23 protein-coding genes are annotated in these 23,329 nt (G+C 72.7%); 15 read left to right on the top strand and 8 right to left on the bottom strand.

The window, feature by feature from the left end:
- Window positions 1–3: 3 nt before the first annotated feature.
- Window positions 4–921: a hypothetical protein gene (locus ABGA99_RS24020; RefSeq protein WP_347574928.1), complete on the bottom strand. Its 918-nt coding sequence runs from the start codon at window positions 919–921 to the stop codon at window positions 4–6.
- A 465-nt stretch (window positions 922–1,386) separates the two neighbouring features.
- On the opposite strand from ABGA99_RS24020, the gene ABGA99_RS24015 reads away from it, so the two are divergent.
- The 4 genes from ABGA99_RS24015 to ABGA99_RS24000 are packed head-to-tail and all read left to right on the top strand — an operon-like array spanning window position 1,387 to window position 4,535.
- Window positions 1,387–1,620 (top strand): hypothetical protein, encoded by a 234-nt coding sequence (locus ABGA99_RS24015; RefSeq protein ID WP_347574929.1) that lies wholly within the window; start codon window positions 1,387–1,389, stop codon window positions 1,618–1,620.
- A gap of 1 nt (window position 1,621) precedes the next feature.
- Window positions 1,622–2,962 carry a putative T7SS-secreted protein gene (locus tag ABGA99_RS24010; RefSeq protein ID WP_347574930.1) on the top strand — a complete coding sequence of 447 codons (1,341 nt, stop codon included), beginning with the start codon at window positions 1,622–1,624 and terminating at the stop codon, window positions 2,960–2,962.
- Window positions 2,963–2,976: 14 nt separating this feature from the next.
- Entirely contained in the window at window positions 2,977–3,915 is a 939-nt protein-coding gene (locus ABGA99_RS24005; protein ID WP_347574931.1) for a hypothetical protein, read from the top strand.
- Window positions 3,912–4,535, top strand: a complete 624-nt coding sequence (locus ABGA99_RS24000) for a hypothetical protein (RefSeq protein WP_347574932.1) — start codon at window positions 3,912–3,914, stop codon at window positions 4,533–4,535. Before ABGA99_RS24005 ends, ABGA99_RS24000 begins: the two co-directional genes overlap by 4 nt.
- Before the next feature lie 9 nt (window positions 4,536–4,544).
- Here ABGA99_RS24000 and ABGA99_RS23995 read toward each other — a convergent pair whose 3' ends face one another.
- The 4 genes from ABGA99_RS23995 to ABGA99_RS23980 form a co-directional block, all read right to left on the bottom strand.
- Entirely contained in the window at window positions 4,545–5,756 is a 1,212-nt protein-coding gene (locus ABGA99_RS23995; protein ID WP_347574933.1) for a right-handed parallel beta-helix repeat-containing protein, read from the bottom strand.
- A gap of 167 nt (window positions 5,757–5,923) precedes the next feature.
- Window positions 5,924–6,862: an ABC transporter substrate-binding protein gene (locus ABGA99_RS23990; RefSeq protein WP_347575309.1), complete on the bottom strand. Its 939-nt coding sequence runs from the start codon at window positions 6,860–6,862 to the stop codon at window positions 5,924–5,926.
- Between the two features lie 197 nt (window positions 6,863–7,059).
- Window positions 7,060–7,827, bottom strand: coding sequence for an ABC transporter permease subunit (locus ABGA99_RS23985; RefSeq protein ID WP_347574934.1), 768 nt, complete (start codon window positions 7,825–7,827; stop codon window positions 7,060–7,062).
- A complete protein-coding gene (locus ABGA99_RS23980; RefSeq protein WP_347574935.1) occupies window positions 7,827–8,555 on the bottom strand; it encodes an ABC transporter permease in 729 nt (242 codons plus the stop codon). Before ABGA99_RS23980 ends, ABGA99_RS23985 begins: the two co-directional genes overlap by 1 nt.
- An 84-nt stretch (window positions 8,556–8,639) precedes the next feature.
- Between ABGA99_RS23980 and ABGA99_RS23975 the strand changes: the two genes are divergently transcribed.
- Window positions 8,640–9,803 carry a betaine/proline/choline family ABC transporter ATP-binding protein gene (locus ABGA99_RS23975; RefSeq protein WP_347574936.1) on the top strand — a complete coding sequence of 388 codons (1,164 nt, stop codon included), beginning with the start codon at window positions 8,640–8,642 and terminating at the stop codon, window positions 9,801–9,803.
- Window positions 9,804–9,919: 116 nt separating this feature from the next.
- Here ABGA99_RS23975 and ABGA99_RS23970 read toward each other — a convergent pair whose 3' ends face one another.
- Window positions 9,920–11,005, bottom strand: coding sequence for an SAM-dependent methyltransferase (locus ABGA99_RS23970; protein ID WP_347575310.1), 1,086 nt, complete (start codon window positions 11,003–11,005; stop codon window positions 9,920–9,922).
- A 232-nt stretch (window positions 11,006–11,237) separates the two neighbouring features.
- Between ABGA99_RS23970 and ABGA99_RS23965 the strand changes: the two genes are divergently transcribed.
- Together ABGA99_RS23965 and ABGA99_RS23960 are read left to right on the top strand one after the other, a co-directional pair.
- The gene (locus tag ABGA99_RS23965) at window positions 11,238–12,467 is read left to right on the top strand and encodes a sensor histidine kinase (RefSeq protein WP_347574937.1); all 1,230 of its coding nucleotides are present in this window, start codon (window positions 11,238–11,240) and stop codon (window positions 12,465–12,467) included.
- A gap of 93 nt (window positions 12,468–12,560) precedes the next feature.
- On the top strand, window positions 12,561–13,235 hold the full coding sequence (locus ABGA99_RS23960; RefSeq protein ID WP_347574938.1) for a response regulator transcription factor: 675 nt from the start codon (window positions 12,561–12,563) through the stop codon (window positions 13,233–13,235).
- Window positions 13,236–13,402: 167 nt separating this feature from the next.
- On the opposite strand, the gene ABGA99_RS23955 is transcribed toward ABGA99_RS23960, so the two are convergent.
- Window positions 13,403–14,491, bottom strand: coding sequence for a DUF5937 family protein (locus ABGA99_RS23955; protein WP_347574939.1), 1,089 nt, complete (start codon window positions 14,489–14,491; stop codon window positions 13,403–13,405).
- A 107-nt stretch (window positions 14,492–14,598) separates the two neighbouring features.
- Window positions 14,599–15,813 carry a beta-eliminating lyase-related protein gene (locus tag ABGA99_RS23950; protein ID WP_347574940.1) on the bottom strand — a complete coding sequence of 405 codons (1,215 nt, stop codon included), beginning with the start codon at window positions 15,811–15,813 and terminating at the stop codon, window positions 14,599–14,601.
- A gap of 246 nt (window positions 15,814–16,059) precedes the next feature.
- Between ABGA99_RS23950 and ABGA99_RS23945 the strand changes: the two genes are divergently transcribed.
- From ABGA99_RS23945 to ABGA99_RS23910, 8 genes are all read left to right on the top strand, one after another.
- Window positions 16,060–16,968 (top strand): DUF2520 domain-containing protein, encoded by a 909-nt coding sequence (locus tag ABGA99_RS23945; protein ID WP_347574941.1) that lies wholly within the window; start codon window positions 16,060–16,062, stop codon window positions 16,966–16,968.
- A gap of 12 nt (window positions 16,969–16,980) precedes the next feature.
- A complete protein-coding gene (panC, locus tag ABGA99_RS23940; protein WP_347574942.1) occupies window positions 16,981–17,922 on the top strand; it encodes a pantoate--beta-alanine ligase in 942 nt (313 codons plus the stop codon).
- Entirely contained in the window at window positions 17,919–19,676 is a 1,758-nt protein-coding gene (locus ABGA99_RS23935) for an L-aspartate oxidase (RefSeq protein WP_347574943.1), read from the top strand. The genes panC and ABGA99_RS23935 overlap by 4 nt, the downstream gene beginning before the upstream one ends.
- A 32-nt stretch (window positions 19,677–19,708) precedes the next feature.
- Window positions 19,709–20,731 (top strand): carboxylating nicotinate-nucleotide diphosphorylase, encoded by a 1,023-nt coding sequence (gene nadC, locus ABGA99_RS23930; protein ID WP_347583410.1) that lies wholly within the window; start codon window positions 19,709–19,711, stop codon window positions 20,729–20,731.
- A complete protein-coding gene (locus tag ABGA99_RS23925; protein WP_347574944.1) occupies window positions 20,732–21,529 on the top strand; it encodes a type III pantothenate kinase in 798 nt (265 codons plus the stop codon). It begins immediately after the preceding gene.
- A gap of 118 nt (window positions 21,530–21,647) precedes the next feature.
- Window positions 21,648–22,460 carry a hypothetical protein gene (locus tag ABGA99_RS23920; protein ID WP_347583409.1) on the top strand — a complete coding sequence of 271 codons (813 nt, stop codon included), beginning with the start codon at window positions 21,648–21,650 and terminating at the stop codon, window positions 22,458–22,460.
- Window positions 22,461–22,622: 162 nt separating this feature from the next.
- Entirely contained in the window at window positions 22,623–22,793 is a 171-nt protein-coding gene (locus ABGA99_RS23915; RefSeq protein WP_018854367.1) for a hypothetical protein, read from the top strand.
- Window positions 22,794–22,914: 121 nt separating this feature from the next.
- A complete protein-coding gene (locus tag ABGA99_RS23910) occupies window positions 22,915–23,319 on the top strand; it encodes a BlaI/MecI/CopY family transcriptional regulator (RefSeq protein ID WP_347583402.1) in 405 nt (134 codons plus the stop codon).
- Window positions 23,320–23,329 lie beyond the last annotated feature (10 nt).

Here is a 23,329-nt window from a genome sequence, read left to right as displayed (position 1 = left end):
CGTTCAGCTCGCCTGCTCCAGGTTGATGACGCGCCCGACGGGCCCGTGGGGGTCGTCGTCGGGGTCGTCGGCGTCGCCGGAGGACGGAGGGGCGTCGGACCCGGAACCGGCCCCGGCGTCGGCTTCCGCCTCCGCCTCGGCAAGGACCTCGGGCCCGACCACGTCGGCGAGGTCGGTACCGGCGTCACCGGGCTCGCCGGGCCCGGAGCGGTGGCCGCCGCCGGCCGGACGCCCGGACGCCGGGGAAGGCATCTCCCGGGACGGTGCCCGCTGCGGCGCGGAGAAGTAGCTGAAGCCGGCGGCGTCGCCGGAGGGCGCCTGCTCGTGGGTCTGCCCGTGGCCCTGGCGGACGGCGTTGCCGGCGAGGTTGTCGAGGGCGTGGGAGGCGCGCAGGTACGAACTCAGAGAGGGCGGCCGCCCCTGCGACTGGTACCCGGCGGGCGGCAACTGCTTGACGGGCGTCGCCGCCTCGATGGCCAACTGCCGCCGCCCTTCGAGCGCGGCGGCCCGCTCGGACTCGGCGTTGGCGTACCGCGCGAGCAGCGCGGCGTGATCCGTACGCAACCGGGCGAGGTCGCCATGCCGCGACCCGAGCCGCTTCTCCAACTCCCCGCGTACGCGCCGCGCCTCTTCGAGGTCGCCCTTCAGCTCGGCGACCTTCTCCTCATGCTGCCGCTCGGCCCGCGCCAGCGCCCCGGTCGCCTCGCTGACCTGAAGCGCGGCCATCCGATCCCGCAACCGCATGAGCGCCGAAGCCCCCACCGCGGCCCCGGCCGCCCCCGCGGCCAACCACCGCACGGCGGACCCGTCCCCGGAAACCAACCAGGCGCCGGCCGCGCAACCCAGCGCGACCGCGGCGAACGACACGGGCGGCAGGAGCCCGCGCATCGGCGAGGAGAAGCGGTGGCGTCCACGAGGCATAGTCCGCAACTTACCGCGGAGATGTCCCAAATGGAGCGGCCCCCCACCAATCGGTTCCCGCCGGTTACGTCCCACCCACCCGCCACCCCCGCCCCGGCCACACCCGAGGCGGCCCCGCGCCCAGGTGATCAGGACGGCCGTGCGTGAGGGCCGCCAATGGAATTCCATATCGACGGTGGCGCAACTGGGACGTCTGTCCCGATGAGGTCTGCGACAGGAATGGGAAGTCGCCGAATATTCCCCGAATTGGAGAGGGAAAGCTGCGGGTGGGGCGGCCGATATTGCCTCAATAGGCAATGCCGGGCAGAGATTCGGGGTGGTGCGGCTACGCCCCCTTCGCTAGCGTCACATCGGACGGATCACCTCCGCGACCGGGTACGCCGTCGACCCACCGGAAGGACCTGGATGGCAGACTTAAAGATCAAGGGTGACGTTCTTGACGAGCTTTTTCACACGTTCACGACCATGGCCAAACGTCTGGACTACGCCGCCCGCTCGATGAGGGGCACCGACACCGACGTCGTCGGCGCCTGGATGCTCATGCGTGAGTTGCAGGACTTCGCCGAGTCGTGGGAGTACGGCATCGGGCAGCTCGGGGAGCATGCCGAGGGGGCCGCCAAGATGCTGACGAAGATCGCCAGAGACTTCGACGGGCTGGAAAAGGAACTGGAAGCGGCTCTCCAGCCCAAGGGGAACTGACGTGGCCGACAAGGACTACCCCACCCTCGGCTTCGACCCGGCGCCCGGTGACGCGCACAGCACCAAGTACCTGGCCCGCGCCATCGGCCGGCTCGCCGGTGAGCTGGGCACCACCGCCAAGGAGCTGGAACGCCTCGACCAGGGAGTGTGGAAGGGCAAGGCCGCGAACGCCTTCTCCGACCACGTAGCCGACAAGGTCACCCCCGACATCAAGCGGGCGCACACCTCCTTCGAGAAGGCGGCGACGGCGCTGCGGCGCTGGTCCGAGAAGATGGACCGGTTCCAGGACGAGGCACGCGCGCTGGAGCGCGAAGCGCGGCGGAAGCAGGAGGCCCTCGGCGACGCGCAGCGGCTCCTGGACGCCGGGAAGGCGTCGCCGTTCCCCGGTGCTTCGGATGACGAGAAGGCGTCGGACGCGCAGAAGAAACAGCAGGACAAGCGCGAGAAGGCTGCCGAGGAGGCCGGCGACGCGCTGGACGAGGTGCGGCGCCGGGCCGAGGGGCTGAAGGATCGCTACTTCACCGAGGCGTGGTCGATCTCCCGGGAGCTGGACAGCGCCGGAGACATAGCCCCGGACGAGCCGGGGCTGTTCGACCGCATAGCCAGCGGCGTATCGGACGTCCTGGGCGACGCCCTCGACTGGGTCCAGGACCACGCGGACCTCATCAAGGCGATCGGCGACGTCCTCAGCTACGTCACCGCCGCCCTCGCGGTACTCGCCATCGTCACCGCGCCCTTCGGGATCGGCGCGGCCTTCGCGACGGCAGCGCTGATCACGGGAGGACTGACGTTGGCCACACACGGCATCGCCAAGGCGGCGGGCGCGGACGTGAGCTGGGCGACCATCGGCTTGGACGCCCTCGGCGTGCTGCCCGTGGCGGGGGCGTTCACGAAAGGGGCGAAGCTGGCCAACCTTGAGGCTGCACGGGCACGCGCTGTGCAGCTCGGGGCGAACTACGTCCCGAATGTGAAGAACGCGCGTAACTTCGTCTCGTTCGGTGAGACTGCCGGCAAGGTCACGGGTGGTGCCAAGATGAGCCCGTTCGGTAAGAACGTGGCTCTTTGGGGGCGGAGGGACATCGGTGTTGTGGAATTCGCGGGGAGCGGTCTGCGGAGCCGCATGGCCGGCATTGCGGAGGCAGGCTACGGACAAGGCCAGTGGATCGGCACCAGGGGGCTCAGCCTGATAAGCGGAGGGAACGTAGCCATCGAGCCGTTCTCCGCGGGTGGCCGGATGCTGGACTCGGCGACGAAGATGGCGCCGAAGTTGGTGAGCATTCCGCAGCATCTCGGCGTTGACGTCAATATTGGTGACCGTTTTGAAGCGGCCTTCGGTCGTTGAGGAGAGGGCGGGTCATGGCATTCTGGGAGCCACGTCAGGGTGAGACCTTACTCAGCCGCGGGGCGATGGAGTTCGCTACGGGTAGGGCGACACGCGTCTCCCGCAAGCGCTGGTTCCGCGACACCGAGCGCCGTGACATCCAGCATGAGTTGCCCGGTTGGCCAGAGGGACCGACGTACACCGTCCGCAGCCGGGCGGCCCGGAACGTCCGGAGTTCGGCCAGGAAGGCGGGCGTCGTCAGCCATACGCTGGTCGTCGTGGCCGCCAGCGCCCTGGGGGCTCTGGGGTCCCCGTTCGGTGAACCCAGGATTCGCGGCAAGAGCGAGGACCCGGAGAACGAGGTCGACGACTTCCCCGTCATGTGGGCGCAGGAGGGTGGGATCGCCAGGACCCTTCCCTGGCAACTCGACCCCGCGCGCCGCCCCGCGAACTACCGGACCCACTTGATCATCACCGACGTTCGTCTGGTTGTCGTCGGCTTTCCCGACGACGACACCTCCCGCGACGAACGCCTCTGGGAGGCGGACCGGTCGGTGATCGCCCAGGTGGAGCAGAAGAGGTTCAGTGAGGGGCAACGGGACTTCGTGATCACGTTCACTGACGGCTCGTGGTGCCGGCTCCACTCGTACGATCAGAGCTGTGTCTACGGCCTGATCCTGCATATCGGCATTCCGAGTGAGTTCATTCCGCCTGATCAGCTCACTCCTCGTCAGTGTCAAGGCATCGAAGATTTCCTGGAGAAGGTTGCACCTTCCGAGGGCGGCTCTGCCACGTATCCCTATCGCGTCGTCACCAGACTACCGAGCGGCAATTTCCTGTTCGAGGCATGGTCCGAACCTGCCCACCCGGTCTATGGCACCCGCCGCAGGCGCACCCAAGTCTTCGGCCCGGAGGGCGAACCCGCCAAATTCAGGCGTGATGACTTCGATTGGTTCGGTGACGGCTCTCGATGACTTCTCCCGACTCCGACGCCATACCCCCGATCTGGTTCACCGTTCCCGACGGCTTCCACCCTCTGCCCATCGCCGCCACCGCCGACGAACGTGCCGCCTTGGCCGATGAGTTCGTGTGTGAGCTCTTCCCCAACGGTGACGCAGCCCTCTGGACCGCCACCGCGCCGTACTACGCCGGGATGGGGGAGCTGATGGGGAGTTGCGGGCTGGCGTATTCGGCTCTCGGGCTGTTCGCGCGTGATGAGGGCGAAATTGCGCACTGTGCGTTCCACGTGGGTGCGTGGGAGAGCGGGCATCCTTCCGTCGAGGCCGCCGCCAACGGCGTACGGGAAGTCCTCGTCCGGGATCCGGCGAATGACGTGCGGTGGGTGGATCTACCGTGCGGCCCGGCGGTGTCCTGCATGACGTTGCGGGAGTTCACCGTGCCCGCGGAGCTGGTGGCCGACGCGCAGGAGACCAAGCTCCGTGCCGGACAGATCCAGGTTCATGTCCCGTTTCCCACGGGGCCGTACATCTGCGTCTTCACGCTCGACACGGCGGCCATGGACTACTGGGGCGAGTTCTGCGACATGACCGCCGCCGTTCTGCAGACCGTCAGTTTCGCCCCGCCCCAGGAGTAGGCGGCAGCGTCAGCAGGTGTTCTGGCGGGAGTTGACCAACTGGACGTTGCGCACGGTCAGGTTGTCGGCGCACGGGCTCTCGTTGAGGGCGGAGTTCGTCACCGTCAGGTTCTGCAGCGTGATGTCCCGGGAGTTCGCGAACTCCGAGCGGGCCGCGATACGGATGTCCCCGGGGCCGGCTACGGAACCGCTCTGGCCTGCGACGGTGACGTTGTAGCAGTTCTCCAGCAGGATCGCGTTGTTGCCGGTGCCGGCGATGTCGACGCGGTCGATGACCGCGCCGCCGCTCTCGGAGACGCAGAAGACGCCGCGGCCCCCGCCGCGGGCGATGACCTGGCCGACGCGGATGTTGGTTCCGTAGCTGTCGCCGATGCGGCCGTTGCGGTTGGCCATGCGGAAGGCGGCGTAACCGGTGCCCGTGCCCGCGTCGACGGCGTCGACGGTGCCGATGGTTGCGTTGGTGGTGTCGTTGAGCAACAGGCCGGACCCGCCGACATCGCGGGCGGTGACCGTGCCGACGGTGAGGTCGTCGACTCCGTATGTCTCGACGGCGTGGGTGCTCGTGCCGGAGACGTAGACGTCGCCGATGTCGATGTTGCGGGTGGGGACGCTGGTGTCGCCGTGGTTGTCGATGCGAATACCGAGGCCCGCGGACAGGCGCATGTCGATCCGGCCGAGGGTGACGTCCGTGACGTTGCGCATGAAGATGCCGTAGAGCGGGGAGCCCGTGACGTTGAGGTGCTGGACCTCGACGTCCGTGACGCCGCGGGCGTAAACGGGCGCGCGGTCGCCGGAGCCGGAGCCCGTGACGTCGATCGTTCCGCAGACGTCGAGGGCGGTGTGGCTGGGGAGGGAGAGGCGGGCGTTGGCACTCATCGTGCCGGAGCCGTGGACGACGACCCGCTCCTTGGACGTACGACCCGGGGTGAGGCTGCCGACGGCGGCGCTCATGGCAGACAGCATGTCGCCGCCGGTGTAGACGACGGAACTGCCGCGGCGGGCGGTCCACGTGCTGCCGCTCTTCACCGCTTCCGCGTGGTACGAACCGTCTCCGCACGCCAGCGGCGCGGGCGTGGGCTCCTCGCCGTGCGCGCTGCTCGGGACCGTCAGGGTGGCGGCCACTGCGCCGAGTGCCGTCAGGTAGGCGGCGGTGAGCGCGCCCCTGCGCCTGCGGCGGGCGTGCGAGGGGCCGTGGGTGCTGCGGGGCTTGCCTGGTGCCATGGTCGACCAACTCCCGGGTGGTGGGCGGTGCGTGCTGCGCACGTGAGTTGGTTGCCGCCCGAGCCGGATCGGTTGCCCGTTCCGCAGACACCTCCGTGGGTCCCGCCGGGCCGGTCTGCCCCGGCCCGGCGGGAGCGCTCGCCTGGCGAGCCGTCCTACGCGTTGGCTTACGAGCCGAGGAGGTTCTTGGCCTCCAGGTACTCCTGTGCCGCGTCGGCCGGCTTCATCCGCTCCGCGTCCACCTTGCGGTTCAGCTCGATCAGGTCCTCCGTCGTGAGTACCTGCGTGAGCTTGTCCAGCGTGGCGGCGATCTCCTTCGTGCCCGCCTCCTCGGCGTTCACGACCGGGAGGATGTTGTCCGCGTTCTGCAGGCCCTTGTCGTCCTCCAGGAGCACCAGGTCGAAGTCCTCCAGGGTGGCGTCCGTGGTCGTCGTGAGGACGAGCTGGTTGGTGCCGTCCTGGACCGACTGCTTGGCCGCCGGGGTGCCGACGCCGAGGGGGTCGAGCTTGGCGATGTCGATGTCGTACGTGTTCTCCAGGCCCGGCTCGCAGAAGGGGCGCTCCGGGCATTCGTCGCCCGCCGCGAGGCGGACGGGGTCGCCGGTCTTGCCGAGGTCGCTGAGGGTCTTGAGGTCGTTCTCGGCGGCGAAGTCCTTCGAGACGGCGAAGGCGTTCTGGTCGACGGCGTCGCCGGCGGAGAGCACCTTGAGGCCGCGGGGCTCGGCGAGCTTGCGCAGCGCGGTCACCGTTTCGTCGACGTCGTTCGACGCGACGGGGTTCTTCTCGGGGGCCTCTACGCCGTTCTCCTTCGCGTTGAGGAACTCGGCGAGGGTCGCGGCGTACTCCGGGAAGACGTCGATGCTGCCCTTCTCCAGCTCCGGCTCGTAGAGCTCGCGGTTCTCCAGCTTCTTTATCGTGACGTCGTAGCCGGCGTCCTTCAGCATCGCCGAGTACAGCTCGGCGGTCACCGTCGAGACCGTGAACCCGGCCTGGCCCACCACCAGGGATGACTTGTCGTCGTCCGTGGAGTCCGTGCCGCCCTTTTCCTCCAGGCTGTCGCCGCCGCAGGCCGCGAGCCCCGCGGTGAGGGCGGCGGCGGCCAGCACCGAGGCGGCGGCGCGGGCGCGAACGCGGTTGGTGATCAAGGGATTCTCCATCCGTTGGGAGTCGATATTTGTGGCATCACTCAGTGGGGGGTTCGGGTTACGTGTGATTCGGTTGATTTCTTCCGGAGGAGAATGCCGGCGTTATCCGCATGCCGACGTCACGTGACACGGCGCTGCGCCCGACGTGACGCAGAACCTTACAGCGACGCCGGCGCGGGCTTCTGTTCCCCCGGCGGTACGTCCGCCCCTTCCACTCCCGGCGCTGCCAGGTCGTCCCCCAGCGTCCGCCGTCCGCGCCCGCGGCGGCCGCGCATCGGGTCGAGCAGCCGCCCGGCGACGGCGAGCACGACCTCCAGCACCAGGGCCAGCACCGCCACCAGGAAGGCGCCGGCCACCACCATCGGGGTGTTGTACGTCCGGAAGCCCGCGGTGATGATCCGGCCGAGGCCGCCGCCGCCCGCGATGGCCGCCAGCGTGGCCGTCGCGACCACCTGCACCGTCGCCGACCGCAGGCCGGTCATCACCAGCGGATAGCCCAGCGGCAGCTCGACCCGGCCCAGCAACTGCGGCCCGGACATGCCCATGCCCCGCGCCGCCTCCACCACGTCCCGGTCGGCCTCGCGGACGCCCACGTACGCGTTCGTCAGCAGCGGCGGCACCGCGAAGAGCACCAGCGCGATGATCGTCGGCCAGTCGCCGTGCATCCGCAGCGGCGTGAGCATGAGCAGCCCGAGCACCGCGAGTGTGGGCACGGCTCGCCCGACGTTCGAGATGTTGATCGCGAGGGTGCCGCCCCTGCCGATGTGGCCCAGCCAGAACGCGGTCGGCAGCGCGATCGCGCAGGCGATGGCCAGCGACATGCCGGTCAGGTACAGATGCTCGCCCAGCCGTACGCCGATGCCGGTCGGACCCGACCAGTTCGACCCCGTGGTCAACCACGTCCATGCGTCCGCGAGGGTGCCCATCAGGCCGTCTCCTTCTGCCGCCCGGCGGTCCTCGCGCGGAACCTGCCACCACCGCTTCGCCGCTGCGTCCGCGCCCACGGCGTCAGCAGCCGCTGCAGGCCCAGGATCAGCAGGTCGGCCAGCACGGCGAGCAGCACGCACAGCACCGATGCCGTCAGCACCTGTGCCTTGAACAGGGTGCGCATGCCGTCGACGATCAGGTTGCCCAGGCCGCCGTAGCCGATGATGCCGCCGACCGTCGTCATCGCGATCGTCGACACCGTCGCCATCCGCAGCCCGGCCATGACGGCGGGCAGCGCGAGCGGCAGCTCGACGGCGAACAGCAGGCGCGTCTGCCCGTATCCCATCCCGCGTGCCGCCTCCCGCGTCTCCGCCGGTACGGAATCGAGGCCGGCCAGCAGATTGCGGATGAGGATCGTCAGCGAATAGAGCACGAGCCCGGTGACGACCACGGACGCCGAGATGCCCATGAGCGGGACCAGCAGGGAGAACATCGCGAGCGACGGAATCGTGTAAAGCACCGTCGTCAGGCCGAGCACGGGGCCCGTGAGCACGCGCCAGCGGCGGGCGATCAGGGCCAGCGGGAAGGAAACCAGCAGGCCGATGCCCACTGACGCCAGCGTGATCCAGACGTGCTGGACCGTGGCGTCGACGAGCTCGTCGCTGCGGCTGCGGACGTATTCACCGCAGATCCACTCGTTCGCTGCCAGGCAGCCGGAGGCTTTCACGCCACCGCTCCTTCCCGTAGGCAGCTCTATTAGACCCCCCGCCACTGACACCGGAGGCGGGAGGGCGGGGCAGAATGAGGAAACATGATCCGATTCGAGCACGTGACCAAGCGGTACCCCGATGGGATTACCGCCGTGAACGACTTGTCGTTCGACGTCGCCGAGGGCGAGCTGGTGACGCTTGTCGGCCCGTCCGGCTGCGGCAAGACCACCACCTTGAAGATGGTCAACCGGCTCATCGAGCCCACCAGCGGCCGTATCGAGGTCGACGGGCAGGACGTCATGGCCACCGACCCCGTCGAGCTGCGCCGCCATATCGGCTACTGCATCCAGAACGTCGGCCTTTTCCCGCACAAGAACGTCCTCGACAACACGGCCACCGTGCCCCATCTGCTGGGCACGCCGCGCGACAAGCGGCTGAAGAGGGCGGCCGAGCTGCTGGAGCTGGTCGGCCTCGACCCGCACGAGCACGGCCGCCGCTACCCCGATCAGCTCTCCGGCGGCCAGCGCCAGCGCGTCGGCGTGGCGCGGGCGCTGGCGGCGGACCCGCCGGTCCTGCTGATGGACGAGCCCTTCGGGGCGGTGGACCCGGTCGTGCGCGAGCACCTGCAGAACGAGTTCCTCAAGCTGCAGGCGCGGATGCGCAAGACCGTGCTTTTCGTCACACACGACATCGAGGAGGCGGTACGGCTCGGCGACCGCATCGCGGTCTTCGGGAAGGGGAAGATCGACCAGCTCGACTCGCCGGCGGCGGTCCTGGGCGCGCCCGCGACCCCGTACGTGGCCGACTTCGTCGGCGCCGACCGGGGGCTGAAGCGGCTGTCGGTGACGGAGATAGAGCGCGGTGACCTGGAGCAGCCGCCGGTGGTCCGGCTCGACGACGACGCGCGGAGTGCCGCGGCGGCGCTACGGGACGGGGGCGCCCGGTGGGCGGTCGTGCTGGACGGCGACGGCGAACTGCACGGGTGGGTCGGGGCCGACGAGATCGCCAAGGGCGGCGCGGTGTCGGACTACGCGCGGCGGATGGACGCCTGGCTGCCGCTGGGGGCGAGCCTGAAGAAGGCGTTCGCGACGATGCTGCAGTACGACGCGGGGTGGATCGCGGTGGTGGACGACGAGGTGACCGGTCGGTTCGCGGGCGTCCTGACGCCGGCGAGCCTGCACGAGGCGCTGCGGCGGTCGATCGATGCCGACGCGCGCGCGGTGGCGCGGGCGGAGGTGGAGCTGGACTCGCTGCCGCAGCTGTGAGGCGCGCTCGCGGGCGTGACGGGAGTGGCGGTACGGGCACGGGCGGCGGTCCGTACGGTACGGCCTGGGCGCTGCGGAGTCCCGCCGTGCGGCGGGCGCGTACGGGCCCCGCGGCATCAGGGCAGGACCGGGGCGATGCCCACGTGGTGGGCCAGCCATGTGAAGCCCCCGAGCCCGGCGGGATCGAGGAGTTCGGCCGCCTGCCCCGCGGTGGCGAGCCGCCGCAGGTAGTCGGCCGGGTCGGTCGACGCCAGGGCCAGCGGCGGCCGGCTCCCGTCGAGCCCGAGCCCCCGCAGCGCCTCCCGCTGTGACATCAGTGACGGCGGACCGTCCCGCTCCGGCGCGGCGGCGGACGGCGGGCCGGGGGGCGAGCCGGCGTCCGTCTCTCCCGGTCGCCGGATATCCCGGTCGCCGGGCATGACTCGGCCCTCCGCCGGCCCCGTGCCGCTCTCCCCTGCCAGTGCGGCGGCCACCGCGTCCAGTGCCACGTGCGCCGTCACGTCGCAGCTTCCGTCCGGGACCGGTCGCACCTCGTGGCCGTCGCGGAACGCCGTCAGCGTGCCGTACGGGGGGCGGGTGGCCCGGGTGTGGGCGTAGTCCGCGGTCAGCGCCAGGCCGGCGGTCAGCGTCGCGACCGCCGCCGACCACGCCGCGTCGCGCGGGGGGCCGATCTCCGCGCGGCTGCCCGGCGCCGCACCCGCCAGCGGCCACCAGCGGCGCAGCCACTCCGCGTCGGCGCCGCCGACCTCCGCGCCCAGCCGCTCCGTGCCGTGTGCCGCGACCTCCACGTACCGCGGCACACCCCCCTCGTCCGTCTCCGCGACCTCCACCGGCACGTTGTCCAGCCACTCGTTGGCGAACAGCAGCCCCCGCACCCCCTCCGGCGGCTCCGCGAGCCACGTGATCCGCTCGTCCAGCACCTCCGGCCGCGGGCCGACCTCCACCGCGTACGCCCGCAACCGCCCCGGTCCTGCGTACGCCGCCAGCACCCCCGTCAGCAGCTCCCCGCGCCCCGCCCCGACGTCCACCACGTCCAGCTCCGCCGGGCGCCCCAGCGCGACCGCCACCCGCCGCACCAGCTCCGCCACGGCCGCCGCGAACAGCGGCGACGCGTGCACCGAGGTACGGAAGTGCGCCCCCGCCCCGGTGCCGGGTCCGCCCCGCCGGTAGAAGCCCTCCGGCCCGTACAGCGCCCGCCGCATGGCCTCCCGCCAGCGCAGCGAGCCACCCCCGCCCGCGCCCGCCTGCGGGTCCGTCTCCGGACCGGTCTCCGGGCCCGCTGCTGTCCGGCTGCCCGGCTCCGCGCCCGCGTCCCACCCGCCCGTCCCACCGTTCTCCACAAGCGCATCCTCCACCCTGCGGAGTAGATGCATCAGCCAGGGATCGCCCCGCGGACTGACTCCCGCTCAGGCGCGCGTGCCTACGCTGGGTGACGTGCAACGTGTCTACGATTTCCTCCGCCGTCATCCGACGCTGGTCGACAGCTTCTGGGCTGTCTGCCTCGTCCTGATGACCGGTGCCTGGCTGATCGCCGTGGACACGACCAGTCCCGAGGACAACCCGCACGCTCCCCTCACCGATATCGCGAAGACGATCGCGCTGGTCATCGGCATCGGCTACGCCGTCGTCGTCGCCCTGCGCCGCCGCTACCCCGAACGCATGCTGCTCGTCGCCGGCGCGCTCGGCGTCGTGCAGGTCGTGGTGGACTCCAGCCCGGGTCCGGCGAACTTCGCCATGCTCGTCGTCATCTTCACCGTCGCCGCCGGAGACGCGCCCTGGGCGTCGCGGCTGGCGCTCGTCGGCGCCGCCGTCGCGCCCGTGGTCAACCAACTGCGGTGGCCGGCCGACAACGAGAACGTCGTCCAGCAGACCGTCGGCCTCGCCTTTCTGACCGTCCCCTTCCTGCTCGCCTGGGTCCTCGGCGACTCGCTGCGCACCCGCCGCGCCTACTACGCGCAGCTTGAGGAACGGGCCGCCCGCCTGGAGCGGGAGCGGGAGACGCAGTCGCGGATCGCGGTGGCGGCCGAGCGGGCGCGGATAGCCCGCGAGCTGCACGACGTGGTGGCGCACAACGTCTCCGTCATGGTCGTACAGGCCGACGGCGCCGCGTACGTGCTGGACAGCGCGCCGCAGCAGGCCAAGGAGGCGCTCACGACCATCTCGGGCACCGGCCGGCAGGCGCTGGCGGAGATGCGCCGACTGCTCGGCGTGCTGCGCACCGGCGACCCCGGTGCGGGCAGCGAGTACGTGCCGCAGCCCGGCGTGGAGCAACTGGCGGAGCTGGTCGAGCAGGTGCGCGGCGCGGGGCTCACGGTCTCCTTCGAGGTGGCCGGCTCGCCGCGGGAGCTGCCGAGCAGCATCGAACTCGCGGCGTACCGCATCGTGCAGGAGGCGCTGACCAACACCCGCAAGCACGGCGGGCCGGAGGCGGGCGCCGCGGTGCGTCTGACCTACGCGGACGGCGAGCTGCAGGTGCTGATCGAGGACGACGGCCGCGGATCGCTGCCCGAGCTGTACGAGGAGGGCGGCGCCGACGGCCAGGGCCACGGGCTCATCGGCATGCGCGAGCGCGTGGGGATGACCGGCGGCGAGCTGGACGCGGGGCCGCGGCCCGGCGGCGGCTTCCGCGTACGTGCGGTGCTGCCGCTGAAGACGGCCGCCTGACGGGCGGCCGGGCCGGCGGCTTACCGTCGGACGCGGACAAAGGCGGGAACCCGGGGCGGCCCACGCCGCCCCGCTGAGAGAGAAGGGACTCACGTGACGATCCGGGTCATGCTCGTGGACGACCAGGCGCTGCTGCGCACCGGTTTCCGGATGGTGCTGGCGGCCCAGCCCGACATGGACGTCGTCGCGGAGGCCGGGGACGGCGACGAGGCGGTGCAGCTTCTCGGCGTCACGAAGGTGGACGTCGTGCTCATGGACGTCCGCATGCCGCGCCTCGACGGCGTCGAGGCGACGCGGCGCATCTGCGCGGACAAGCCGGCGGAGGCGCCGCCGAAGGTGCTGATATTGACCACCTTCGACCTCGACGAGTACGCCTTTTCCGCGCTGCAGGCCGGGGCGTCCGGCTTCATGCTCAAGGACGTGCCGCCCGCCGACCTGCTGAGCGCCATCCGGGCCGTGCACAGCGGCGACGCGGTCGTCGCGCCGAGCACGACGCGGCGGCTCATCGACCGGTTCACGGCCGTGATGCCCGCCCCGGCGGGCGAGCGGGCGCACCCGGAGCTGAAGCGGCTGACGGACCGGGAGCGCGAGGTGCTGCTGCTGATCGCGCAGGGGCTGTCGAACGGGGAGATCGCGGCGCAACTGGTGCTGTCGGAGGCGACGGTGAAGACGCATGTGGGGCGGATCCTCACGAAGTTGGAGCTGCGGGACAGGGTGCAGGCGGTGGTCCTGGCATACGAGACGGGGCTGGTACGCGCCGGGGGCTGACGGCATACGGAAGACGGCCGCGGCGAGGCAGGGGCCGGGCCGGGGTCGGGCCGGTGGGCTGAAGGGCGTACGGGCACGAGGGCGACGGGCGTACGGGCATGCAGCCGGCACCGCCGGCTCCGGGACCGGCGTGCGGCAGACCGTGCCCGGCCCGGCGGCGGCCCGCCTCAGCGCAGCAGGCCCTCCAGCAGGGACCCGCCCAGGCGGGCGACCGCCGGCAGCGACAGTTCGTACTGCACGTACCGTCCGCGGCGCCGCGTGACGACCAGCCCGGCCTTCTTCAGCACCGCCAGGTGCCGGGAGACCTCCGGCGCCGTCAGCTGATGCACGGCGGCCAGCTCGCCCGTCGTCGTCGGCGTCCGCGAGATCGTGCGGCACAGCCGGAGCCGCACCGGGTGCGCGAGCGCTTCGAGCCGCAGTTGCAGCGTCTCCAGCGTCGGCGCCCGGGGCAGGTCCGGCGACGGTATGGGGTACTGGATCACCGGCTGCCAGCCCGGCGCGTACACCACCAGCACATGCGGCCAGCCGAACGCCGTCGGCAGGAACGTCAAGCTCTCCCGCGCGACCGCGCCACCGTTGCTCAGCTTGTCCGCGACGATCCGGACCGAGCCGTCCTCGCCCTCGTCCAGCCGCAGCGCGCTCGACACGTCCGCCAGCGTCACGGCCAGACCCTTGCGCCGCAGCAGGTCCGTCTTGTGCCGGGCGTCCGCGGCCAGGGAGTGGCGCACCTGCTCCCACGTCTCGTCGAAGAACGCCTGCGCGCAGTCCTCGAACAGCCGCCGCAGCCACACACGCAGCCCGTCGGGGTCGGCGAGCATCCGCTCCACGAACGCCGCCTGCCGCGGACCGCGGGCGGCAGCACGCTCGACGGCGATCCGGCGGATCACCGGGTCGGCGAGCGGGGAGGGGCTGCCGTACTGGTACGCCGGGTTGCAGACGATCTCGAACGCGGCGGTGACGAACATGTCGTCCGGTATCCGGTCGAGCGCATCGAGCTCCTCGGCGAGCGTCGCTCCCGGCGCTGCGGGCAGCAGGATGTCGGCCCGCCCGGCGCTCCACAGGAACTCCGCCTCGCTCAGCCGGTCCGCGAGCCCGGGGTCGAGCGCCGCGGCGGTCGCGGTCGTCCAGGCGGCCGCCCCGGGATGGTGCCCGGGAGCCGCAAGCGCGTGCAGTGCGGCGCCCAGCTCCGCGAGCGGGGAGGGCGTGAAGCCGATGCGCTCGACGGCCAGGCCGGTGATGTCGAGGGTGACGCTCATGAATCCATGGTCGGGTACGGGACTGACAGCGCCAGGGCCCACGGGCCCTCATCCATGGCCGCGCAGTTGGACGAAGCCCGAGCCGACGGGTCCGAATCCACCTGTGGTCAGTTGGACACGGCGGGGTCGGCATCCTCCGAGCCGGGTGCCGCGGCCTCCGCGCCGGTCCGTCCCGCCCCCGCTGCCTCCACCCGCCGCACCCGCTCCACCAGCACCCCCGCCTCCCGCGCCACGTCCTCCGCCGACCACGCCAGCCCCGGCTCCGTCACCGTGACCTCCGTCACCGACAGCCCGGGCGGGTCGCCCGGCTCCGTCCACATCCGGAACAGGCACGTCCCCGTCTCCTCCGCCAGCGCCGTCCCCGCGTCCATCAGTGCCTCCGCCGTGTACGGCAGCCAGACCTGGAACTGGTGCGTGTGCGGCACCTGCGGATGCACCCGGAAGAACGGCACCCCCGCCTTCGCCAGTCCCTCCCGCAGCGCCCCCGCGACGACCCGCGCGTGCGCCACGTACGACGGCAGCCGCGGCAGCTCCCGCTGCAGCCCCTCCAGCGCGGCCAGTGCGGCGGGCCACTGCTGGAACACCTGGCCGCCGTACCGGTGCCGCCACGCCCGCGCCTCCTGCACGAACCCCGCGGGACCCGCCAGCGCCGCGCCGGACAGCCCGCCCAGCGACTTGTAGAACGAGACGTACACGCTGTCCGCGAGCCCCGCGATCTCCGCCAGCCCGCGCCCGAAGTGCGTCGTGCACTCCCACAGCCGGGCGCCGTCGAAGTGGACGACCGCCTCCCGCTCCCGCGCCGCCGCGACGACCTCCGTCAGCTCCTCCCACTCCGGCAGCACGAACCCCGGCTCGCGCATCGGCAGCTCCAGCATCAGCGTCCCGAAGGGCTCGCCCAGCGCCCGCACCTCCGCCGCCGTGGCGACCCGCGGCGCGCGCGTCGGGTGCACCGCGCGCAGCCCGCTGACCACCGCGTACGCCGCCCGCTCGTGCACCTCCAGGTGGGCGAGCGGGTGTGAGGCGACGACGCGGCTGCCGGTGCGCTCCGCCCAGCAGCGCAGCGCGACCTGCTGCGCCATGGTGCCGGTGGGGAAGAACGCCGCGTCCTCGCAGCCGAGCAGTTCCGCGGTCCGCTCCTCCAGCTCCCCGACGATTCCGCCGGCGTAGACGTCGACCTGCTGGCCGAGGTCGACGCCGCCGGGGCGGGTGGTGGCGAGGCGGGCCAGGCGTGCGGAGATGGTGGGGAGGGAGGCCGAGAGGGTGTGCTCGGCCGCCGCCCACGTCGCGCGCCTACGGGTCAAGAGGTCGTCCGCGTCCGTCATGGGCCCCGATCATGCCCGCCGCGGCGCCTCCGCCCCACCGGTTTACGCCCCGGCCGCCCGGCCTGTGCGGAGCGGCACGCGCGCGTACGTCACCGGGCACCCACCGAACGTGCGGTGCCCGCGTACGCGCGTACGACGCACTCGCGGCCGTAGACCGTGCTCGGACACACACCGGCGCCCGCCCCCGCCGCAAGTACCATGAACCCGTACGTCCGGTACCCGAAGCGGACTGGAACGGAAGGCGACGTGAACCCCAGCCCCACCCCCGAGCCGCAGGAGAAGCCCGCCCGGCTCGCCGTCGGCGTGGTCGGCGCCGGCCGGGTCGGCCCGCCGCTCGCGGCCGCGCTCGCGCTCGCGGGACACCGTCCGGTCGCCGTGCACGCCGTCTCCGACGGCGCCCGCAGGCGTGCCGACGAGATGCTGCCCGACGTGCCCGTCACCGAGCCCGCCCAGGTGCTGGCCCGCGCCGACCTCGTGCTGCTCACCGTGCCCGACGACGTGCTGCCCGGCCTTGTCGAGGGCCTGGCGAGCACCGGCGCCGTACGCCCCGGGCAACTGCTCGTGCACACCTCCGGGCGGTACGGGGCCGGGGTGCTGGAGCCCGCCACCCGTGCGGGCGGGCTGCCGCTCGCGCTGCACCCCGCGATGACCTTCACCGGCACCGCCGTCGACGTCCAGCGCCTCGCCGGCTGCTCCTTCGGCGTCACCGCGCCCGGCGAGCTGCGTACGGCGGCGGAGGCGCTGGTCGTGGAGATGGGCGGCGAGCCGGAGTGGGTGGAGGAGGCGGCCCGGCCGCTGTACCACGCGGCGCTCGCCATCGGCGCCAACCACCTCGTCACGCTGGTGTCGCAGTCGATGGAGCTGCTGACCAAGGCGGGTGTCAGCGCCCCCGACCGGATGCTGGGACCGCTGCTGGGCGCCGCCCTCGACAACGCGCTGCGCAGCGGCGACGCCGCGCTCACCGGACCGGTCGCGCGCGGCGACGCGGGCACCGTGGCGGCGCACATCGCGGAGCTGCGCGTGCACGCGCCGCAGGCCGTGCCCGCGTACGTCGCGATGGCCCGGGCGACGGCGGACCGCGCGCTCGCGGGCGGGCTGCTCAAGCCGGAGCTGGCCGAGGACCTGCTCGGGGTCCTCGCCGACGGAGGACGCTGAAGGACGGCGACGATGACCGCTCTACTCGTACACCAAGCCGCGGATCTGCCGGAGCCGCCGGGGGCGCATGAGCCCCCGGAGGCGCCCGGTCGAGCGCCCGAACGCCCGGCGCGCGCCGTGGTGATGACCATGGGCGCGCTGCACGAGGGCCACGCCGCCCTCGTCCGCGCGGCCCGCGCCGAGGTGGGCCCGTCCGGGCAGGTCGTGGTCACCGTCTTCGTCAACCCGCTGCAGTTCGGCCCCGGCGAGGACCTGGACCGCTACCCCCGCACCCTCGACGCGGACGTCCTGCTCGCGGGCAAGGAGGGCGCGGACGTCGTCTACGCGCCGTCCGCCGGCGAGGTGTATCCGGGCGGCGAGCCACACGTGCGCATCAGCGCCGGGCCCATGGGGGAGCGGCTGGAGGGCGCGTTCCGCCCGGGGCACTTCGACGGCGTGCTGACCGTCGTCGCCAAACTGCTGCACCTCACGCGGCCGGACGTGGCGCTGTACGGGCAGAAGGACGCCCAGCAGCTCGCCCTGATCACGCGGATGGTGCGCGACCTCGACTTCCCGGTACGGATCCTCGGCGTGCCGACCGTCCGCGAGCCGGACGGGCTCGCGCTGTCCAGCCGCAACGTCTACCTCTCCGCGCCGGAGCGCCGCACCGCGCTCGCGCTGTCGCGTGCGCTGTTCGCGGCGCGCACCGCAGCGGGCGGCCCGCGGGAAGCGCTGACCGCAGCACAGTCTGTGTTGCACGACGCGGGTGCGCTGACGCCCCCGCTGGAGCTGGACTACGCCGCCCTGGTGGACCCGGCGGACTTCACGCCGGTCACGGACGGCACGGCACAGGACGCGGCCGGTGCGGCACAGGAGGGCGGCACCGCCCACGAGGCCGTCCTCGCCGTCGCCGCAAAGGTCGGCGCCACCCGTCTCATCGACAACATCCGCCTCACCTTCGGAGGTGCCAGGTGACCGCGATACGGCTCGGAGCCCCCGCCCCCGGCTGGGTGCTGGACACCGACGTCGTCGTGGTCGGCTCCGGCGTCGCCGGCCTCACCGCCGCGCTGCGCTGCGCCGAGGCGGGCCGGCGGGTCGCCGTCGTCACCAAGGCCAATCTCGACGACGGCTCCACCCGCTGGGCCCAGGGCGGCATCGCCGCGGCCCTCGGCGACGGCGACACCCCCGAGCAGCACCTCGCCGACACCCTCGTCGCCGGCGCCGGGCTGTGCGACGAGGACGCCGTACGCACCCTCGTCACCGAGGGCCCCGCCGCCGTACGCCGCCTCATCGCCACCGGCGCCGCCTTCGACACCGACCCCGCCACCGGCGCCATCGAGCTGACCCGCGAAGGCGGCCACCACCGCCGCCGCATCGCCCACGCGGGCGGCGACGCGACCGGCGCGGAGGTCTCCCGCGCGCTGGTCGAAGCGGTGCGCGAGGCGGGCATCGAAACCGTCGAGCACGCACTCGTACTCGATCTGATCAAGGACGCGGAAGGGCGCGCCGCGGGCGTCACGTTGCACGTCATGGGGGAGGGCGCGCGCGACGGCGTGGGCGCCGTACACGCCCCCGCCGTGGTACTCGCCACCGGCGGTATGGGCCAGGTCTTCTCCGCCACCACCAACCCGGCCGTCTCCACCGGCGACGGCGTCGCGCTCGCGCTGCGCGCCGGCGCGGAGGTGTCGGACCTGGAGTTCGTGCAGTTCCACCCGACGGTGATGTTCCTGGGCCCGGACGCGCAGGGCCAGCAGCCGCTGGTCTCCGAGGCGGTACGGGGCGAGGGCGCCCATCTCGTCGACGCGGACGGCGTGCGGTTCATGGTGGGGCAGCACGAGCTGGCGGAGCTGGCGCCGCGCGACATCGTGGCCAAGGGCATCACGCGGCGCATGCGCGAGCAGGGCGCCGACCACATGTACCTCGACGGGCGGCACTTCGGCGCGGAGATGTGGAAGCAGCGCTTCCCGACGATCTTCGCGGCCTGCCGCGCCCACGGCTTCGACCCGGTCCACGACCTCGTCCCGGTCGCCCCCGCGGCCCACTACGCCTCCGGCGGCGTCGTCACGGACCTGCGCGGCCGCACGAGCGTCCCGGGCCTCTACGCCTGCGGCGAGGTGGCCTGTACGGGCGTGCACGGCGCGAACCGGCTGGCGTCCAACTCCCTGCTGGAGGGCCTGGTCTTCGCCGAGCGCATCGCGGCGGATGTCGCGGCCGCGCCCGTACCGGAGGAGCCGACCGCGCCGGAGGAGAAGAGTCCGCCCCGGGAGATCCCCCTCCTGCCGCAGGACGCGCGCGCGGACGTCCAGCGCGTCATGACCGCAGGCGCCGGCGTCCTGCGCTCCGCCGCCAGCCTGGACGAGGCCGCCGCGGCACTGGGCGCGATACGCGACACCGCGCGCCCCGCCCCCGCGGCGCCGTGCGTGGAGACCTGGGAGGCGACCAACCTGCTGCTCGTCGCGCAGGTCCTCGTCGAGTGCGCCAGGCGCCGTGCCGAGACCCGCGGCTCGCACTGGCGCGAGGACCACGCCGACCGCGACGACGCCGGCTGGGCCCGCCACTTCCTCGTCACCCTGACCCCCGACCCCGTACGCCCCGAAAGCCCCGCGCGCGCCGAGAACCCCGCAGGCCCCGCAGCCCTCGCGGACCCCGTACGCCCCCAAGACCCCGCACACCCCGTACTCGCCGTCCGGACCACGGCCGGCACCGCCTTCCACCGGGAGAACCCGTGAGCAGCACCCCAGAGCCCCACCGACCCCAGCCCGTGGAGCTGACGCTCCTGCCCCTCGGCGGCCCGGACGACGGCGCCGACGCAGGTGGCTGCGGCGACGCCTGCGGCTGCGGGGCAGGCGACGGTGCTGCCGGCGCGGCGTACGGCCACGACCCCCTGGAGTGCGGCCTCGACCCCGCTCTCGCCCAGCTTCTCGTCGACGAGGGCCTCGACCCCGTCTACGTCGAGGACGTCGCCCACCTCGCCGTCGAGGAGGACCTCGATCACGGCGTGGACGTGACGACCGTCGCGACCGTCCCGGAAGACGCCGTCGCCACCGGCGACTTCACCGCCCGCGAGGCCGGCGTCGTCGCCGGCCTGCGCGTCACCGAGGCGGTGCTGTCCGTCGTCTGTACTGATGACATGGAAGTCGAGCGGCACGCGGAGGACGGCGACGTCGTCGCGGCCGGACAGCCGCTGCTGACGGTCCGTACCCGCACGCGCGACCTCCTGACCGCCGAACGCAGCGCGCTCAACCTCCTTTGCCGCCTGTCCGGAATCGCCACCGCCACCCGCGCCTGGGCCGACGCCCTGGAGGGCACCGCCGCGAAGGTCCGCGACACCCGCAAGACGACGCCGGGACTGCGCGCGCTGGAGAAGTACGCGGTGCGCTGCGGCGGCGGCGTCAACCACCGCATGTCGCTGTCGGACGCCGCGCTGGTCAAGGACAACCACGTGGTCGCGGCGGGCGGCCTGGCCGAGGCGTTCCGGCTGGTACGGGCCGAGTTCCCGGACCTGGACGTGGAGGTGGAGGCGGACACCCTGCACCAGGTGCGCGAGGCCGTGGACGCGGGCGCCGACCTCATCCTGCTGGACAACTTCACGCCCGTGGAGACCGAGGAGGCCGTCGCGCTGGTCGCCGGCCGCGCCCGGCTGGAGTCCTCCGGGCGGCTGACGCTCGACAACGCGCGCGCGTACGCGGAGACGGGCGTCGACTACCTGGCCGTGGGGGCGCTCACCCACTCCACCCCCATCCTCGACATCGGCCTCGACCTGCGTGAGGGGGGCGACGGCTAGATGCTCCTCACCATCGACGTCGGGAACACCCATACCGTCCTCGGCCTCTTCGACGGCGAGGAGATCGTCGAGCACTGGCGCATCTCCACCGACGCACGCCGCACCGCCGACGAACTGGCGGTGCTGCTGCAGGGCCTGATGGGCATGCACCCGCTGCTCGGCGAGGAGCTGGGCGACGGCATCAACGGCATCGCCATCTGCTCCACCGTCCCCTCGGTGCTGCACGAACTGCGCGAGGTCACCCGCCGCTACTACGGCGACGTCCCCTCCGTGCTCGTCGAGCCGGGCGTGAAGACCGGCGTACCCGTGCTGATGGACAACCCCAAGGAAGTCGGTGCCGACCGGATCATCAACGCCCTGGCGGCGGCCGAGCTGTACGGCGGCCCGGCCATCGTCGTCGACTTCGGTACCGCGACGACGTTCGACGCGGTCAGCGAGCGCGGCGAGTACGTCGGCGGGGTCATCGCGCCGGGCATCGAGATCTCCACGGAGGCGCTGGGTGTACGCGGCGCGCAGCTGCGCAAGATCGAGCTGGCCCGGCCGCGTTCGGTGATCGGCAAGAACACGGTCGAGGCGATGCAGTCCGGCATCCTCTACGGGTTCGCGGGCCAGGTCGACGGCGTGGTCAACCGGATGGCGGCGGAGCTGGCCGACGACCCGGACGAGGTCACGGTCATCGCGACGGGCGGGCTGGCGCCGATGATGCTCGCCGACTCCTCGGTGATCGACGAGCACGAGCCGTGGCTGACGCTGGTCGGCCTCCGCCTGGTCTACGAGCGGAACGTCTCGACCACCTGACGGGTACGCGGCAGCGGCGCGCCCGCGGCGATAGCCCGTTCCGCGCGCCTTCGCGCTATAAGCCCCATTCAGGGCCTAAAGTCGGATTATGCCTACGCCATACGGTTCCCGAGGCGGTGTGGCGCTCAGCGCCGACGAGCTCCGCGTCGTGCGTGACGCGCTGGCCATCGCCATCGAGTCGAGTTGGGGCCTGCCCAGGCCCGCCAGGGGTGACGGAACGAAGCCGGCCGCCGCGCCGGCGGTCCCGCGCGCTGCCGTCGTACGGGACTGTACGGAGCTGGCCGCGGCGTTGGACGAGGCGGTGGCCGAGGCGGACCGGATGCGCCTGTTCCGTAACGCCGACCTCGCCCGCTACCGCGCCGCGCTCCCCGGCTGTGCCTCCGGCTACGCGGAGTTGCTGCACGACGCACTGGCCGCCGGCTACGCGCCGCGGCAGGCGGACGTGGCCGCGCTGCGCGCCCTGTGCGACGAGCCGGCGGACTCGGGCGTGGCGGAACGCCGGCGCCGGCTGCTGCGGCGCTGTGAGGCGCTGACGGCCGCCCAGGTACCGCCCGGCCGCCGCCCGGAGCGGTCCGTGCCGTCGGCGCCCACGGTGCCCCCGGCACCGGCGGCTCCGGCAGGGCCCTCGGTGCCGGAGCCGCCGCCCGTGCCGTCCCCGCTCCTCCCGCGCCCCGCGCTGCGCGCCCTGCCCGGCGGCCGGGCCCCCCGGGCCGCGCAGGGGTCCGAGGACTCGGAGCCCACCCCGGCCCGGCAGCCCCGCAAGCCCGGCGAGCAGCCGCAGCGCCCGCCGCGCGAGAAGAGCCCCCCGGAGCGGCAGCCCGCGCCCCCGGGCCGGCCCGTGCCCACCCCCGCCGAGGTCTTCCCGCCCCGCCGCCGCCCGGCCCCGCGCCCGGAGCACCTGCTACGCCCCCACTCGGCCCGTACGGCCTGACCTCCGCCCTCCCGTACGGGCCCGGCCCCCGCTCCCGTGCGCCCCGGTCCCCGGCGCACCTCCACCCCTCCCGCAAACCCGCCACCCCCGCCGGGCTACGCTGGAGCCCGCGGCACCTCCGCGGCGCCCGCGCCCAGTAGCCCGCAACGATGGATGGCTCTCATGGATTACCTCTCCGCGCTGCTTCCGTCGACCGTCATGGCCGTCGCCTTCACCGTGATGATCGTGACGATCGTCAAGAACCAGGGCGGGCCCAACAAGGCCAAGGAAGACGCCGCCGTCGACGCCGCATTCGCGCAGGCGGAAGCGGCGAAGCAGAAGTCCGCCGAGTAGCGCGGAGTAACCCCTCACTCCGGCGTCGGGCGCACCTCCGCCGCCCGAATCGCCACGCCCGCCGCTCCGTTCCCCGTCCCAATCGCCCCATTGTTCACGCTCCTGTGGGTATTGTGCTGGCGTGGTCCGGCCATTGGGAGAGCTCGAAGACACGGTCATGACCCGGGTGTGGGAGTGGAACCGCCCGGTCACGGTCCGGGAAGTGCTGGAAGACCTCCGGCAGGAACGCCCTCTCGCGTACACCACCGTCATGACCGTAATGGACAACCTCCACCAGAAGGGCTGGCTGCGCCGCGCCCCCGAAGGCCGCGCCTATCGATATGAAGCGGTCTCCACCCGGGCCGCCTACTCCGCCGCACTCATGAACGAGGCGTGGGCCGCCAGCGACAATCCGGCGGCCGCGCTTGTCGCGTTCTTCGGCATGATGTCGCCGGCCCAGCTCGAAGCCCTGCGCGATGCGCTACGCGTCGTGTCGCTGGACTCACCCGGTGGCACCGAAGCCGGTGGCGGCGAAGGAAGCACGTGACGATAGCGTC

The organism is Streptomyces sp. B5E4 (genome assembly GCF_039871555.1).
Classification (GTDB): Bacteria; Actinomycetota; Actinomycetes; order Streptomycetales; family Streptomycetaceae; genus Streptomyces.
This window is presented reverse-complemented; position numbering and strand designations above follow the sequence as displayed.

What these genes read in the sequence shown, in the direction of transcription:
- ABGA99_RS23925 (WP_347574944.1), top strand. Translation starts at nt 20,732, where the DNA reads ATGCTCCTCACCATCGACGTCGGGAACACCCATACCGTCCTCGGCCTC.
- ABGA99_RS24000 (WP_347574932.1), top strand. Translation starts at nt 3,912, where the DNA reads ATGACTTCTCCCGACTCCGACGCCATACCCCCGATCTGGTTCACCGTT.
- ABGA99_RS24015 (WP_347574929.1), top strand. Translation starts at nt 1,387, where the DNA reads ATGGCCAAACGTCTGGACTACGCCGCCCGCTCGATGAGGGGCACCGAC.
- ABGA99_RS23970 (WP_347575310.1), bottom strand. Translation starts at nt 11,005, where the DNA reads ATGCGGCGGGCGCTGTACGGGCCGGAGGGCTTCTACCGGCGGGGCGGA.
- ABGA99_RS23985 (WP_347574934.1), bottom strand. Translation starts at nt 7,827, where the DNA reads ATGGGCACCCTCGCGGACGCATGGACGTGGTTGACCACGGGGTCGAAC.
- ABGA99_RS23955 (WP_347574939.1), bottom strand. Translation starts at nt 14,491, where the DNA reads ATGAGCGTCACCCTCGACATCACCGGCCTGGCCGTCGAGCGCATCGGC.
- ABGA99_RS24005 (WP_347574931.1), top strand. Translation starts at nt 2,977, where the DNA reads ATGGCATTCTGGGAGCCACGTCAGGGTGAGACCTTACTCAGCCGCGGG.
- ABGA99_RS23915 (WP_018854367.1), top strand. Translation starts at nt 22,623, where the DNA reads ATGGATTACCTCTCCGCGCTGCTTCCGTCGACCGTCATGGCCGTCGCC.
- ABGA99_RS23950 (WP_347574940.1), bottom strand. Translation starts at nt 15,813, where the DNA reads ATGACGGACGCGGACGACCTCTTGACCCGTAGGCGCGCGACGTGGGCG.
- panC (WP_347574942.1), top strand. Translation starts at nt 16,981, where the DNA reads ATGACCGCTCTACTCGTACACCAAGCCGCGGATCTGCCGGAGCCGCCG.
- ABGA99_RS23995 (WP_347574933.1), bottom strand. Translation starts at nt 5,756, where the DNA reads ATGGCACCAGGCAAGCCCCGCAGCACCCACGGCCCCTCGCACGCCCGC.
- ABGA99_RS24020 (WP_347574928.1), bottom strand. Translation starts at nt 921, where the DNA reads ATGCCTCGTGGACGCCACCGCTTCTCCTCGCCGATGCGCGGGCTCCTG.
- ABGA99_RS23975 (WP_347574936.1), top strand. Translation starts at nt 8,640, where the DNA reads ATGATCCGATTCGAGCACGTGACCAAGCGGTACCCCGATGGGATTACC.